Source organism: Streptomyces sp. NPDC048650 (assembly GCF_043199095.1).
Taxonomy (GTDB): Bacteria; Actinomycetota; Actinomycetes; order Streptomycetales; family Streptomycetaceae; genus Streptomyces.
In genome coordinates this window covers 1-14676 of the sequence record NZ_JBICVM010000015.1, presented here as the reverse complement: position 1 = coordinate 14676, position 14676 = coordinate 1, and the positions used below count along the sequence as shown (strand labels likewise).

Below are 14676 nucleotides of genomic sequence, written 5' to 3'. Positions count from 1 at the left end.
CATGGCCGAAAGTGTAGGTGGGCCTGTGCAGGCCCCGCCGACCCTCCGGATGTTTCTGAACAGAAGAGAGACCCCACCCATGGCCTGGCTGTCCCGACTCAGCCTCGTACAACGGGGCTTGATAGCGCTGATGTCGATCGTCGCGATCGCCTTCGGTGCCATTGCGATCCCACAGCTCAAGCAGCAGCTCCTGCCGTCCATCGACCTTCCGATGGTGTCCGTGATGGCGCCCTACCAGGGAGCCTCGCCCGATGTCGTCGAGAAGCAGGTGATCGAGCCGCTCGAGGACGGAATCCAGGCCGTCGACGGCATCAAGAGCGTCACCTCGACCTCCAGCGAGGGCTCGGGCGTCATCATGGCGCAGTTCGACTACGGCAACGACTCCAAGACCCTCGTCGCCGACGTCCAGCAGGCGGTCAACCGCGCCCGCGCGAAGCTGCCCAAGGACGTCGACCCGCAGGTGGTGGCCGGTGGCACGGACGACCTGCCCGCCGTCGTCCTCGCCGTGTCCTCCACCACCAAGGACCAGCAGACCCTCGCCGACCAGCTGAACCGCAGCGTCGTACCGGGCCTGAAGAACATCGACGGGGTCGGCCAGGTCAGCGTCAGCGGCGTCACGGACCGGATCGTCGCGGTCACGCCGGACGACAGGAAGCTCGCCGCCGCCGGACTGAACGCCTCGGCGCTCAGCCAGGCCCTGGACGCCGGCGGTACGTCCGTGCCGGCCGGCGCGTTCTCGGAGGGCGGCAAGAGCCGGACCGTCCAGGTCGGGGCCGGCTACACCTCCGTCAAGCAGATCCGGGACCTGCGCATCGCGCCGACCGCGGGAGCGGGAGCGGCGGGCGGCGCGGGTGCCCCTGGTGCGGCCGCCGGTGCCAAGCCGGTCCGCCTCGGTGACGTCGCCACCGTCAAGGAGGAGTCGGCCACCCCGACCTCCCTCACCCGCACCAACGGCAGGCCGAGCCTCGCCATCACCATGACGATGGACCAGGACGGCAGCGCGGTCGCCATATCCGACGCGGTCAAGGACAAGCTGCCCAAGATCCGTCAGGACCTTGGCAAGGGCGCCGAGGTGACCGTCGCCTCCGACCAGGGCCCGGCCGTCTCGAAGTCGATCGAGTCGCTGACCACGGAGGGGCTGCTCGGCCTGATCATGGCCGTGGTGGTGATCCTGCTCTTCCTGCTCAGCCTCCGCTCGACCCTCGTCACCGCGGTCTCCATCCCCCTCTCGGTCGTCATCACCCTGATCGTCCTGTGGACCGGCGACCTCTCCCTCAACATGCTCACCCTCGGCGCGCTGACCATCGCGATCGGCCGCGTCGTCGACGACTCCATCGTCGTCCTGGAGAACATCAAGCGGCACCTGGGCTACGGCGAGGAACGCCGCGAGGCCATCCTCACCGCCGTCAAGGAGGTCTCCGGAGCGATCACGTCCTCCACCCTCACCACGGTCGCGGTCTTCCTCCCGATCGGTGTGGTCGGCGGCATGGTGGGCGCGCTCTTCGGCTCCTTCTCGATCACGGTGACGGTCGCGCTGCTCTCCTCCCTGATCGTCTCGCTCACCGTCGTCCCGGTCCTCTCGTACTGGTTCCTGCGTGCCCCGAAGATCCCCGAGGGCACCACCGTGGACGAGCTGCGCCGCGCGGCCGAGGAGAAGGAGAGCCGCAGCCCGCTGCAGCGCCTCTACGTCCCGGTCCTGCGCTTCGCCACCCGCCGCCGGTTCACCAGCCTGCTCATCGCCGCCGTCATCCTCGTCGGCACCTTCGGCATGGGCCCGCTGCTGAAGACCAACTTCTTCGACCAGGGCGAACAGGACACCCTGAGCATCAAGCAGGAGCTCGAGCCCGGGACGAGCCTCGGCGCCTCCGACGCCCAGGCGAAGAAGGTCGAAAAGCTCCTCGCGGGCAACGACCTGATCGCGGACTACCAGGTCACCGTCGGCTCCTCCGGCTTCATGGCCGCCTTCGGCGGCGGCAGCGGCGCCAACGAAGCCACGTACCAGGTGAAGCTGAAGAACTCCGACGACTCCGACAAGGTCACCACCGATCTGCGCACCGGCCTGGACAAGCTCGGCGCATCCATCGGCGACACGACCGTCACCGCGGGCGGCGGCGGCTTCGGCAACCAGGACCTGAGCGTGGTCGTCAAGGCCGGCGACGCCGCTGTCCTCGACCGGGCGAGCGAACAGGTCCGCAAGGCCGTCGCCTCGCTGGACGACGTCACGGACGTCCAGAGCGACCTCGCCCAGAGCGTGCCGCGCATCTCCGTCACCCCCAACGCCAAGGCGGCGGCGGCCGGTTACCACCAGACCACCCTCGGCGGCGTGGTCGCCCAGGCGGTCCGCGGCACCACCAGCCAGAGCAAGGCGGTCCTGGACGACACCGAGCGCGATGTCGTGATCAAGGCGGCCCACTCGGCCACCACCGAGGCGCAGCTGAAGAACCTCGCCGTGCCGACCCCGTCGGGCACCGTCAAACTCGGCACCATCGCCACCGTCAAGACGGTCCCCGGCCCGGTCCGGATGACCCGGATCGACGGCGCCCGCTCGGCGACCATCAGCGCCAAGCCGACCGGCGACAACACCGGCGCGGTCAGCACCAAGCTGCAGAGCAGGATCGACGGCCTCAAGCTGCCCGACGGCGCCACCGCTGAGATCGGCGGCGTCTCCCAGGACCAGACCGACGCGTTCGCGTCGCTCGGCCTGGCCATGCTCGCGGCCATCGCCATCGTCTTCATGCTCCTGGTGGGCACCTTCCGGTCCCTCGTCCAGCCGCTGATCCTCCTGGTCTCCATCCCCTTCGCGGCGACCGGCGCGATCGGCCTGCTGGTCGCCACCGGCACCCCGCTGGGCGTCCCGGCGATGATCGGCATGCTGATGCTGATCGGCATCGTGGTCACCAACGCCATCGTGCTGATCGACCTGATCAACCAGTACCGCTCGCAGGGTTACTCGGTCGTCGAGGCCGTCATCGAGGGCGGCCGCCACCGCCTCCGCCCCATCCTGATGACGGCCCTGGCGACGATCATGGCGCTGCTCCCGATGGCGCTGTCCCTCACCGGCAACAGCGGCTTCATATCCCAGCCGCTCGCCGTCGTCGTGATCGGCGGTCTGATCAGCTCCACCCTGCTCACCCTCCTCCTCGTCCCGACGCTCTACGCGATCATCGAGCTCCGCAAGGAACGCCGGACGAAGAAGAAGGCGGCCAAGCGCGCGAAGAAGGACGGCACACCGGCCGACGAAACCGAGCGCACCCCGGAGCCCGCCGGGGTCTGACCCACGGGCCTCCCGACCCGGAGCCCCCGCGGCCATGTCACATGGCCGCGGGGGCTCCGGCGTGTGTCATGCCCACCGTGACGACTATCCTGCGCTCAGTTGCTGATCGAGGGGGAGGCACTGTGCCGGCAGCTTCCGTGCCGCGGCGCGCCGCGAAGAAGGCCGAAGACGCGTGGATCTGCGCGGTGAGGGCGCTGCAACAGGGGCAGAACGATGCCGCCGCCCGGTACTTCGAGGAGGCGGTGCGGCACGACCCCACCGCCGCGGACGCCTGGCTGGGTCTGCACGCGACGGGTCGGCGCCAGAAAGAAGCCCTCGAAGGAATGAACCGCAATGCGGCGAATTTCGGGGTCCTCCGCAATAAATTCGGCATGCCGGTGAAGTCGCGCTTCCAGATCGGCTACTACGTCACCTTCCGACTGGAGAACGCCCGCGACCTGTGGCTGGCGACCATGACCGAATTGCTCGATACCCAGAAACTCGACGTGGCCTGGGCGAACCTGTCCGAGGCCATGCTGGACTGCGACGAAACCCGGTTCGTCTGCACACGCTATGCCTTCCTCAAGCGCGACTGGTCGTCGGTGCTGACCTTCGCCCGGGACATCCAAGACGCCTTCTTCCGTGACGAGTCACAGCTGTACGTGGCCATCGCGCTCATCAACCAGCGGGTATTCCGCGAGGCATTGAACGTGCTCGCCCCGCTGCCGCAACGCCTCGAGGCCGGCGGTCGCTTCGAGGCCGAGGTCGCGTATTTCAGGGGACGGGTCCTCGAAGAATTCGGAAATGCCGACGACGCCCTGGAGCACTACCAATACGCCTACCGTCTCGTCCCGGGATTACTGGATGTGGCGGAACGCGCACAGGCCCGGGTTGCGACGACCACGACCGCGACCACGACCGCGGCAACCGCCGAAGCCGATCCGGCCCCGGTCCCGGACGCACCACCCGCCCGCGAGGAAGGAACAGCGGGCAGCCTCTCCGCCGAACAGCGGGCCGACCTCCTCGCGGAAGCCCAGCAGTCCCTCGACGGCATGATCGGCCTGGAACCGGTGAAACGCCAGGTCCGCACCCTTATCGCCCAATTGCGCATGGCGGCACTTCGCGCAGAACAGGGCCTGCCGTCCGCCGCTCGTCCCCAGCATTTCGTCTTCGCGGGCCCGCCGGGTACGGGAAAGACCACCGTCGCCCGCATCATCGGCAAGGTATTCGCCGGGCTGGACCTGCTCGACCGCGGCCATGTGGTGGAATCGCAGCGGGTCGACCTCGTAGGCCAGCACCTCGGCTCCACTGCCATCAAAACGGGACAGCGGATCGATTCGGCCCTGGACGGCGTCCTGTTCATCGACGAGGCATACGCACTCTCCAACAGCGGATATTCCGGCGGTGACGCCTTCGGAGACGAAGCACTCCAGGTACTCCTCAAGCGCGCCGAGGACGACCGCGACCGGCTGATGGTCGTCCTGGCCGGCTATCGGGACGAAATGGGCGAGCTGATCGCGGCAAACCCCGGCCTGGCTTCCCGATTCACCACCTGGGTCAACTTTCCGTCCTATTCCGTTCCGGAACTCGTCGCCATCGCCGAGTCGATGCTCGTAGGTCAGGGCGACACCCTCTCCCCGGACGGCAACGCGGCACTCGAAGAATGCTTCACCGCAGCCGCGGAGAGCGACCTGACCGACAAACTCGGCAACGGCCGATTCGCCCGCGAACTCTGCCAGAAGGCCACGGCCCAACGCGATCTGCGCCTCGCTGCCGTGTACGAGCAGGGCGGCACCCTGACCCGCGAACACATCACCACGGTCCTCGGCGAGGACATCGCGGCCGCGTACCGGGAACTCGTGGGGCCGTACTAGGGCGAGCGTCGGCGCTCCGACCGCATCATCGGCACCGGGGCGGTCTGCGACATCCCTTGGGCGTGGGAGGGGCAGCGCCGGGCCGTTGGGGTTCCTGCCGTCGTCCACGCTCCCGTCGGCCGGGGCAACTCCCCCGCCGCAAGCAGCTTTTGGGTACACGCCGGCAGGCCGATAGGTAGCCTGACGCCCGACGGGGACACTCCCTGCCCTGCCCTGCGCTGCCCCGCCCTGTACGGAGAGACCGTTGAACGACCCCACCCCCCTGCCCATACCCGAGCTGGAACGGCTCCGGCAGTTCGAGCAACGCGTTCCGGGGGAGTGGTACGCGAACGGCTTCGAGCTGCACCCGCCCGCCGACTACGGCGACACCGCCGGCATCCGCACATGGTCGGACGAACCGGAGTTCCTCCGGTGCTTCATCGCCTTCGCCCAGGCCAACGGGAGCGGATCGATCTACGCTCTCTGGCGGGTGGACGACCGTACCGACCTGGCCGCGCTGCCGGTCGTGGTGTTCGGGGACGAGGGCGGTGTCCACGTCGTCGCCCGGAGTCTGCGTGAGCTGTTCCAACTGCTCGCCTGCGATGCCTGGATGTGGGCCACGATCGACAGCGCCTACTTCTACCCCGATGACGACGACGAGCCCAGTGAGCGCCACGAGGACTACGTGGCGTGGCTGAAGGAGGAGCTCGGCCTGGACCCCGTGGCCGATCCCGACGCCGTCATCGACGCGGCCCACGAGGAGTCGGGGGGCACGTTCGACGCCTGGATGCGGCGCTATGTGGAGGACTACTGAGGGCCACGGATGATCGGTTCGTCCCGGGAGGTCGCCGGTCGTCTCCCCGGCAAGGACGGGCGGTGCCGGAACGGCGGTGGGGCGCCCCTCCGAAGAAGGGGCGCCCCACGACAGCGGGCCAGCCGCCGGCGGCTACGGCAGCGCCAGCATCCGCTCCAGCGCCAGCTTCGCGAAGCTCTCGGTCTCCCTGTCGACCTGGATGCGGTTGACGACCTTGCCGGACGCCAGCGATTCCAGGGTCCACACCAGGTGGGGGAGGTCGATGCGGTTCATGGTCGAGCAGAAGCAGACCGTCTTGTCGAGGAAGACGATCTCCTTGTCCTCCGCCGCGAAGCGGTTGGCGAGGCGGCGGACCAGGTTCAGTTCCGTACCGATGGCCCACTTCGAGCCGCGCGGGGCCGCCTCCAGCGCCTTGATGATGTATTCCGTCGAGCCGACGTAGTCCGCCGCGGCCACGACCTCGTTCTTGCACTCGGGGTGGACGAGGACGTTCACGCCGGGGATGCGGGCGCGGACGTCGTCGACCGAGTCCAGGGAGAAGCGGCCGTGGACGGAGCAGTGACCGCGCCACAGGATCATCTTCGCGTCCCGCAGCTGCTCGGCGGTGAGGCCGCCGTTGGGCTTGTGGGGGTTGTAGAGCACGCAGTCGTCCAGAGACATGCCCATGTCGCGGACGGCGGTGTTGCGCCCCAGGTGCTGGTCGGGCAGGAAGAGGACCTTCTCTCCCTGCTCGAAGGCCCAGTCCAGCGCCCGCTTGGCGTTGGAGGAGGTGCAGATGGTGCCGCCGTGCTTGCCGGTGAAGGCCTTGATGTCGGCGGAGGAGTTCATGTACGAGACGGGGACCACCTGGTCGGCGACGCCGGCCTCGGTCAGGACGTCCCAGCACTCGGCGACCTGCTCGGCGGTGGCCATGTCGGCCATCGAGCAGCCGGCGGCCAGGTCGGGGAGGATGACCTGCTGGTCGTCGCCGGTGAGGATGTCCGCCGACTCGGCCATGAAGTGCACGCCGCAGAAGACGATGTACTCCGCGTCGGGCCGGGCGGCCGCATCCCGCGCGAGCTTGAAGGAGTCGCCCGTCACATCGGCGAACTCGATCACCTCGTCGCGCTGGTAGTGGTGCCCGAGGACAAAGACCTTGTCGCCGAGCTTCTCCTTGGCCGCGCGGGCCCGCTCGACGAGGTCGGGGTCGGATGGCGCCGGCAGATCGCCGGGGCACTCCACGCCACGCTCGCTCTTCGGGTCGGCCTCGCGGCCGAGGAGGAGCAGCGCCAGCGGGCTCGGCTGGACGTCCAGGGGCTGGGCGGTGGTCACGACACGCACCCTCTCTTTTCTGCGAACGGCTCTTGGCACAGCCTTTTCGTCTATTTGACATTATCTATCATAGCCGCTTCACGTCACTTTGACGATGGCCATCATGTCGATGTGACGCATCCGCCTCGCCGGTGCGCCCCTCCGAAAAACCGGGCAGCCACCGTCGTCCGCGCGGGCGTGTGCGAGCATGAAGAAGGAAGACCAAGGACAAGTAGCGCGCTGCCGGAATAGATCCGGGGGCCCTTCGGTTACAGCCGAGGGCAAGCGGTCCGTACAACCCGGGAGAGATGTAGATGAGCGTTCAGGACGAGCAGGCCACCGTCAGCGACGGCATCATCCTGTCCGACGCGGCCGCGTCGAAGGTCAAGACCCTGCTGGAGCAGGAGGGCCGGGACGACCTCGCGCTGCGGGTGGCGGTCCAGCCCGGCGGCTGCTCCGGACTGCGTTACCAGCTCTTCTTCGACGAGCGCTCGCTCGACGGCGATGTGGTCAAGGACTTCGACGGTGTCAAGGTCGTCACCGACCGGATGAGCGCCCCGTACCTCGGCGGCGCCTCCATCGACTTCGTCGACACCATCGAGAAGCAGGGCTTCACGATCGACAACCCCAACGCCACGGGCTCCTGCGCCTGCGGCGACTCCTTCAGCTAAGAGGAGCAGCGGGCAGGATGAAGGCGGTGCACCCCGGCCGGGGTGCACCGCCTTCACTGCGTCCCGGGATGCCGCCCCCGCAGGGCGCCGGGCGCGGGGCTGTCAGGATGGCGCCATGACGACGGAGCACGAGACTTCCGGCCGGGCCGCCGCCGGGCCCTGGCACGGCGGGGAACCGGTCCACGCCGACCTGCTGGCGGCGAGGACGCTGGTCTACGACCCGAGCGGATTCGTCTGCTCGACCCCGCGGCCCGAACCGGAGAGCGCCGCGTACGGCGCGTACTCCTTCACCCTGGACGGCCGCTCCGTTCGCTTCCGTGCGGCCCGCATCACCCCGACGAAGACCGGCCAGTTCGTCACCGTCTGGAAGAGATCGCCCGACGGACCGATCGCGCCCTTCGACTCCGGTGACGGCATCGACCTCTTCGTCATCAGCACCCGGGACGCCGGCCGCTTCGGGCAGTTCGTCTTTCCGTGGGAGGTCCTCCGCCGGCGGGGCATCGTGTCGGCCGACGGCACCGGCGGCAAGCGCGCCTTCCGCGTCTACCCGCCGTGGGCCTGCACCACCGGCCGCCAGGCCCGCGCCACTCAGACCTGGCAGCTGGACCACTTCCTGGACATCGGCGCGGCTCCCGTCGACCCGGCCCGCACCCAGGAGTTCTACCGGACATGAGGCGGCGGCCGCGGGAGTCCGGCTCCCGCGGCCGCCGCCTCATGGCCCGCCGCTACTGCTTCGGCGCCGCTACTGTTTCGGCACCGACTCACCGGTCGAGACATCGACCACCTTGCGACCGTCCAGCGGCTTGTCCAGCGTCACCGACCGGGTGAACTCCTTGGCGATCTTCACGCAGACCTGGTGCGGCCGCTTGTCCTTGCCGGTGACCTTGGTCTTCACCGTCGTCCCCGACTCCTCGGCGCTCACCGTGTACGTGCTGCACACCCCGCCCCAGAAGTGCAGGGTCAGCTTCTTGCCGCCCCCGGACACGGCGTACGACTCCAGCGCCATCGCGCCGGGCTTGCCGGACGGCTTGTGCGGCGGCTTGCCCGGACCCTGCGACGAGCCGCCGGGGGAGTGCGCCAGGTACTTCGGGTTCACCGCCGGGTGCGCGACCGTCGACGCCGCGTCCGGCCCCTCGCCGGCGCCGGGCTGGCGCACCTTGTACAGCCAGGACGGAACGAGCGCCTGGCGGCCGTCCACGTACTGCACCGCGAGCCCGAAGACCGCGCCGGTCACCTCGGTCGGCCGCTGGCCCTTCGTCGGCGCGGGCTCACACGGCGCGACGGGGGCGTCGCCCTTCTTCGCGGGGGGCGTCGAGGGGCAGCCGGCCGGCTTGCGCCCATCGCCCGAATTCAGCCGGTCCAGGGTCTTGTCCGCGCTCAGCACCGGATAGTCGGCGCCCTTGAACGGATGCGCCAACTGGCCGCTGCCGCCGACCACTTGACCGTCCGAGCCGACCTGCAGATCGCTCTGCCAGCCGTACGTCGGCAGCCCGCCGAGCACCGGGTCGGCGGTCACGATCCGGACCGCGCCGGACAGCCCGCTCGCGTCCAGCTTCGCGTCCTCCTGGCCGAGCGCCTTCAGCGCCGGCCGCACGGCCTGTCGGGCCTTCTCCGCCGAGACCGCGCCCTTGCCGCTGCCGTCGTCCTCCGTCGACGCGTCCCCGCCACCGCGGTACGAGGGGCAGCCGGGACGGCCGGACGCCGAGCTGTCCGCCCCGGTGTCGCCCTTCGGCGAGGACGGCAGTGCGCAGTTCGTGCCGCCCGGCGTGCCGTACTGCGAGTACGTCCAGGCGCCCGAACCGGTCTTGCGGACCTGGAGCACGGGGCTGCGCGCGTCCCGCGTCAGCCCGCCGACCTTCCACGACGTACCTTCCGACCGCACCTTTCCGGCCACATCCAACGCCTTGGCCAGCCGTTCGACGGCCGCCTTGCCGATCTGCCCCTTCGGCCGGTACACCGGCGCGGAATCCGGCCCGCCCGGCAGCTTGTGCACCGCTTTGTAGTGGGCGCCCTGCGGATTGGGCTCACCCGCCGCTATCCCGCCGCCCGTGAGGCCGTCGAGGGCCAGTGGTGGCGGGTCTCCCTTGGGCGCGGCCCCCGCCCCGGAGCCCTCGTGGTCGGAAGCGGACGAGGCCCAGTACGCCGCGCCGCCGCCGGCGAGCAGTACCGCGGCGGCCATCGAGGCGATAAGGACCGGACTACGCCGCCTGCGCTCTGTGGTCTCCGGGGTCTCGGGGGTGCCCTCGGTCTCCTCGGTGTTCACCGCATCGCTCCTTCAGCTCCGCTGAACATCTGACGTGCCAGCCTCCAGGAGGCCATCCTCCCGGAGGGCTGGACACGGATGTGACGGGGCCGGGGTGCGCGCGGTTCCCAGCGGGCTGTCGGGCCGCCGCTCAGTCGCCGTAGTCGGACATGCCGTCCACGAGCGCGGCCGACTTCGCGGGGACCCTGATGCCGTGCAGATCAGACGCCCGACCCGGAGCGGGGGCGCCGGAGCGCCCGGCCGCGAAGCGTGGCGCCATCCGTGCGCAGTCCCCGCGCAGCTGGTCGAGCGACTCCGGATCCTGAGCGGTGAGGGCGCGGGCCGGCGCGGACGGTGTGACGGCTTTCACAGGCTTGGTCATAGGGGCACCGTACGCAGCCCCGTATCACGAAGAAAGACCTACTATTGGGTAGTTTCTGTATGGCCAAAGGTCCGGGATGACCGAGTGGCGCGGCACCGTGCCCGGTAGCGTTGCTTTACGTCCGCCCGTCCCTCCGCCTCCCGCAGGAGCAGACCAGCCGTGCGTATCGCAGTCTCCGGCTCCATCGCCACCGACCATCTGATGACCTTCCCCGGCCGCTTCGCCGACCAGTTGGTCGCCGACCAGCTGCATACGGTCTCCCTCTCCTTCCTCGTCGACCAGCTCGACGTCCGCCGTGGCGGCGTCGCCCCCAACATCTGCTTCGGCATGGGCCAGCTCGGCATCAAGCCGGTCCTGGTCGGTGCCGCGGGCAACGACTTCGAGGAGTACCGCGCCTGGCTCGACCGCCACGGCGTCGACACCCGCTCCGTACGCATCTCCGAGGTCCTGCACACCGCCCGCTTCGTGTGCACCACCGACGCCGACCACAACCAGATCGGCTCCTTCTACACCGGCGCCATGAGCGAGGCCCGACTGATCGAGCTCCAGCACGTGGCCGAGCGGGTCGGCGGCCTCGACCTCGTCCTGATCGGCGCGGACGACCCCGAGGCGATGATCCGGCACACCGAGGAGTGCCGCAGCCGCGGTATCCCCTTCGCCGCCGACTTCTCCCAGCAGATCGCCCGGATGGACGGCGAGGCCATCCGCACCCTGATGGAGGGCGCGGCCTACCTCTTCTCCAACGAGTACGAGAAGGGCCTGATCGAGTCCAAGACCGGCTGGACCGCCGACGAGATCCTGGCCAAGGTCGGCACCCGCGTCACCACCCTCGGCGCCAACGGCGTCCGCATCGAGCGGGTCGGCCGGCCGGCCATCGAGGTCGGCGTCCCGGAGGAGAACGCCAAGGCCGACCCGACCGGCGTCGGCGACGCCTTCCGCGCCGGCTTCCTCGCCGGCCTGGCCTGGGGTGTCGGCCTGGAGCGCGCCGCCCAGATCGGCTGCATGCTGGCGACGCTCGTCATCGAGACCGTCGGCACCCAGGAGTACGAGCTGCACCGCAGCCACTTCATGGACCGCTTCACCAAGGCGTACGGCCACGAGGCCGCCACCGAGGTCCAGCAGCACCTGACCTGAACCGCTCCGCCTCAGACGCGGCGCCGCACCACATATGCGGCGCCGCGTTCCGCGCTCTCCTCACCCACGTATTCCTGCCCGCGCATCGCGCACCAGGCGGGGATGTCCTGCCGCGCGGCCTCGTCGTCGGACAGCACCGTCACCGTGCCGCCGACCGGCACCCGGTCGATGACCTTCGCCAGCTCGATGACCGGAATCGGACAGCGCCTGCCGAGCGCGTCCACCACCTCCCCGACCTCCCCGACCTCCCCGTGCTCCCCGTCCTCCGGCTTCTCCGGCGCGGGCGAGGGGACGGACGCGGACGAGGGATCCGCCGCGGACGCCGGTCCCGGCCCGGCAGCCGGCACCCCCAGCTGTTCGCGCACCGACCCCACGATCCCCGGCAGCACCTCCAGGAACCGCTCCACCTCCGCCTCCGGCGTTCCGTACGGGAGCGATACCCGGACATTCCCCTCCGAGAGCACCCCCATCGCGCGCAGCACATGGCTCGGCGTCAGGGTGCTGGACGTACAGGACGAGCCGGACGAGACCGAGAAGCCCGCGCGGTCGAGTTCGTGCAGAAGGGTCTCGCCGTCCACGTAAAGACAGGAGAAGGTGACGAGGTGGGGAAGGCGGCGCTCCGGGTCGCCGACCACCTCCACCTCCGGGACCAGCTCCGGTACCCGGCGGCGGATCCGGTCCACCAGCCCCCGCAGCCGGGCCGCTTCGCCCCCCTCCGTCCCCGCCTCGGCGCGCAGGGCGCGCAGCGACGCGGCGGCCGCGACGATCGCCGGGAGGTTGCCGAACCCCGGGACGCGGCCCGACTCCCGTTCGTCCAGGGGCCCCTGGGGCGAGAAGCGGGTGCCCTTGCGGACGGCCAGCAATCCGACACCGGGCGGACCGCCCCACTTGTGGGCGCTCGCCGCCGCCAGCGACCACGCGCCCGGCACCGGCCCCCAGGCCAGCGACTGCGCCGCATCCACCAGGAGGGGCACCCCCGCCTCCCGGCACAGCGCCGCTACCTCCTCGACCGGTTGTTCGGTTCCCACCTCGTGATTCGCGGACTGAAGACAGACGAGCGCGGTGTCCGGGCGCAGCGCCGCGGCGACTTCCCCGGCCGCGACCCGGCCGCTACGGTCCACACCGACCTCGGAGACCGCGCCCCCGGCCGCCTCGTGGGCCTCGGCGGCGTGCAGGACGGCGGAGTGCTCGACGGCGGAGTGCACCAGGCGGCGGCCGACGCGCCGACGACCGGCCAGCGCCCCGAAAATCCCGGAATGCACCGCCTGCGTCCCCGAAGGAGTGAAAACCAGCTCGTCGGGACGGCAGCCCACGGCCTCCGCCGCGGCCTCCCGCGCCGCGTCCAGCAGCATCCTCGCCCGCCGCCCCTCGCGGTAGAGGCGGGACGGATCGGCCCAGCCCTCGTCCAGTGAGGCGACCAGGGCCTCGCGGGCGACGGGATGCAGCGGGGCGGCGGACGCGGCGTCGAAGTAGGGCACGGACGAGACGTTAGAACACCACGCCGCACCGGACGCTCGGCGCGGCGTCAGATGCCTGGTGGTGGCGGGTAATCGGGGTCCGGGCGCCCGCCCCCGGAAGGGCGCGTCCACCCCATCGGGGTGGCTCGCGGCGCGTTGGGCACCCTCCCCGCGCGACCCCAAATAGCGTCCAGTAGGGTTTGGTCCGCATAAACATCCAAACCCCTGCCCGACGCAGGGCGGCGACCGACCAGCGAGTAAGGCCGCAGCCGACCGCGCGGGCGAGACTCTCGGGAAGGCGCTACGTGAGTCCCAACGGCTCCGACCGCTCGTCGCGGCGCCCGATGCGGCGGAAGCTGCCGCAGGTGCTTGCTGCGGGCCTGGTCCTGGCGACCGCTACTGGTTGCACATATAAGGACTTCCCCCGCCTCGGCATGCCAACGCCCGTCACCGACGAGGCGCCGCGGATCCTCTCTCTTTGGCAGGGCTCCTGGGCCGCCGCCCTCGCAACGGGCGTGTTGGTGTGGGGCCTGATCATCTGGAGCGTGATCTTCCACCGCCGCAGCAGGACCAAGGTGGAGGTCCCCACTCAGACGCGTTACAACATGCCCATCGAGGCGTTGTACACGATCGTCCCGTTCATCATCATCGCGGTGCTGTTCTACTTCACCGCGCGCGATGAGAGCGCTGTTCTCAAGACTTCCAAGAAGCCGGACCACGTCATCAACGTGGTGGGCTTCCAGTGGAGCTGGGCGTTCAACTACCTGGAGAACGTCGAGGGCAAGAAGTCCAACATCAACTCCAGCGAACTCTCCGCGATCCCGGACAAGTGGAAGAAGTCCGCTCCGGCCGGCGCCGACGGCGTCTACGACGCCGGCACTCCGGGCGAACGGAACCCGCAGACCGGCAACCCGGGTCCGACCCTGTGGCTGCCGAAGGGCGAGAGCGTTCAGTTCGTCCTCACGTCGCGTGACGTCATCCACTCCTTCTGGGTGGTGCCGTTCCTGATGAAGCAGGACGTGATTCCGGGTCACACCAATGTCTTCGAGGTGACTCCCAACAAGGAGGGCACCTTCATGGGCAAGTGCGCCGAGCTGTGCGGCGTCGACCACTCCCGGATGCTCTTCAACGTCAAGGTGGTCTCCCCGGCCAAGTACCGGGAGCACCTGAAGGAACTGGCGAAGAAGGGCCAGACCGGATACCTGCCGTCGGGCATCAAGCAGACGGATCACGCCAGGAATGCGGAGACCAAGAACCAGTGAGCATCCTCAACGAACCTCAGGGTGCCGCCGCCGACAAGGCTCCGGCAGCACCGCCCGTCCGCAAGAAGCAACCCGGCATCGCCGTGGTGAAGTGGCTCACCACCACTGACCACAAGACCATCGGCACGATGTACCTGGTCACGTCGTTCGCGTTCTTCTGTGTCGGCGGCCTGATGGCGCTGCTGATGCGCGCCGAGCTGGCCCGTCCCGGCCTGCAGATCACGACGAACGAGCAGTTCAACCAGGCGTTCACGATGCATGGCACGATCATGCTGCTGATGTTCGCGACGCCGCTGTTCGCCGGATTCGCGAACTGGA

Annotated in this window: 12 protein-coding genes; 8 read left to right on the top strand and 4 right to left on the bottom strand. The window is 69.7% G+C overall.

What is annotated here, in order from left to right; translation table 11 throughout:
- Positions 1-79 precede the first annotated feature (79 nt).
- The 3 genes from ACGFML_RS31385 to ACGFML_RS31375 all read left to right on the top strand — a co-directional run bounded on the left by ACGFML_RS31385 (position 80) and on the right by ACGFML_RS31375 (position 5920).
- Positions 80-3274: an efflux RND transporter permease subunit gene (locus ACGFML_RS31385; RefSeq protein ID WP_393549018.1), complete on the top strand. Its 3195-nt coding sequence runs from the start codon at positions 80-82 to the stop codon at positions 3272-3274.
- Positions 3275-3351: 77 nt separating this feature from the next.
- Positions 3352-5127 carry an AAA family ATPase gene (locus tag ACGFML_RS31380; RefSeq protein ID WP_393549017.1) on the top strand — a complete coding sequence of 592 codons (1776 nt, stop codon included), beginning with the start codon at positions 3352-3354 and terminating at the stop codon, positions 5125-5127.
- Positions 5128-5371: 244 nt separating this feature from the next.
- The gene (locus ACGFML_RS31375; RefSeq protein WP_393549016.1) at positions 5372-5920 is read left to right on the top strand and encodes a hypothetical protein; all 549 of its coding nucleotides are present in this window, start codon (positions 5372-5374) and stop codon (positions 5918-5920) included.
- Between the two features lie 132 nt (positions 5921-6052).
- Here the strand turns inward: ACGFML_RS31375 and nadA are convergent, their stop codons facing one another.
- Positions 6053-7240 carry a quinolinate synthase NadA gene (gene nadA / locus ACGFML_RS31370; RefSeq protein WP_393549015.1) on the bottom strand — a complete coding sequence of 396 codons (1188 nt, stop codon included), beginning with the start codon at positions 7238-7240 and terminating at the stop codon, positions 6053-6055.
- A gap of 284 nt (positions 7241-7524) precedes the next feature.
- On the opposite strand from nadA, the gene erpA reads away from it, so the two are divergent.
- Complete coding sequence (gene erpA, locus ACGFML_RS31365) at positions 7525-7881, top strand: iron-sulfur cluster insertion protein ErpA (protein ID WP_393549014.1); 357 nt, start codon at positions 7525-7527, stop codon at positions 7879-7881.
- Between the two features lie 115 nt (positions 7882-7996).
- Positions 7997-8554, top strand: coding sequence for a MepB family protein (locus tag ACGFML_RS31360; protein WP_393549013.1), 558 nt, complete (start codon positions 7997-7999; stop codon positions 8552-8554).
- Positions 8555-8623: 69 nt separating this feature from the next.
- On the opposite strand, the gene ACGFML_RS31355 is transcribed toward ACGFML_RS31360, so the two are convergent.
- Both ACGFML_RS31355 and ACGFML_RS31350 read right to left on the bottom strand, forming a co-directional pair.
- Entirely contained in the window at positions 8624-10060 is a 1437-nt protein-coding gene (locus ACGFML_RS31355; RefSeq protein ID WP_393549150.1) for a hypothetical protein, read from the bottom strand.
- Between the two features lie 214 nt (positions 10061-10274).
- On the bottom strand, positions 10275-10505 hold the full coding sequence (locus tag ACGFML_RS31350; RefSeq protein ID WP_393549012.1) for a hypothetical protein: 231 nt from the start codon (positions 10503-10505) through the stop codon (positions 10275-10277).
- A gap of 159 nt (positions 10506-10664) precedes the next feature.
- On the opposite strand from ACGFML_RS31350, the gene ACGFML_RS31345 reads away from it, so the two are divergent.
- Positions 10665-11639 carry a carbohydrate kinase family protein gene (locus tag ACGFML_RS31345; RefSeq protein ID WP_393549011.1) on the top strand — a complete coding sequence of 325 codons (975 nt, stop codon included), beginning with the start codon at positions 10665-10667 and terminating at the stop codon, positions 11637-11639.
- An 11-nt stretch (positions 11640-11650) separates the two neighbouring features.
- Here ACGFML_RS31345 and ACGFML_RS31340 read toward each other — a convergent pair whose 3' ends face one another.
- The gene (locus ACGFML_RS31340; RefSeq protein ID WP_393549010.1) at positions 11651-13117 is read right to left on the bottom strand and encodes a cysteine desulfurase/sulfurtransferase TusA family protein; all 1467 of its coding nucleotides are present in this window, start codon (positions 13115-13117) and stop codon (positions 11651-11653) included.
- Between the two features lie 284 nt (positions 13118-13401).
- Between ACGFML_RS31340 and coxB the strand changes: the two genes are divergently transcribed.
- Both coxB and ACGFML_RS31330 read left to right on the top strand, forming a co-directional pair.
- On the top strand, positions 13402-14358 hold the full coding sequence (gene coxB, locus ACGFML_RS31335; protein ID WP_393549009.1) for a cytochrome c oxidase subunit II: 957 nt from the start codon (positions 13402-13404) through the stop codon (positions 14356-14358).
- Positions 14355-14676, top strand: a 322-nt coding sequence (locus ACGFML_RS31330; RefSeq protein ID WP_393549008.1) for a cbb3-type cytochrome c oxidase subunit I, incomplete at its 3' end; no start/stop codon positions are given. The genes coxB and ACGFML_RS31330, both read left to right, overlap by 4 nt.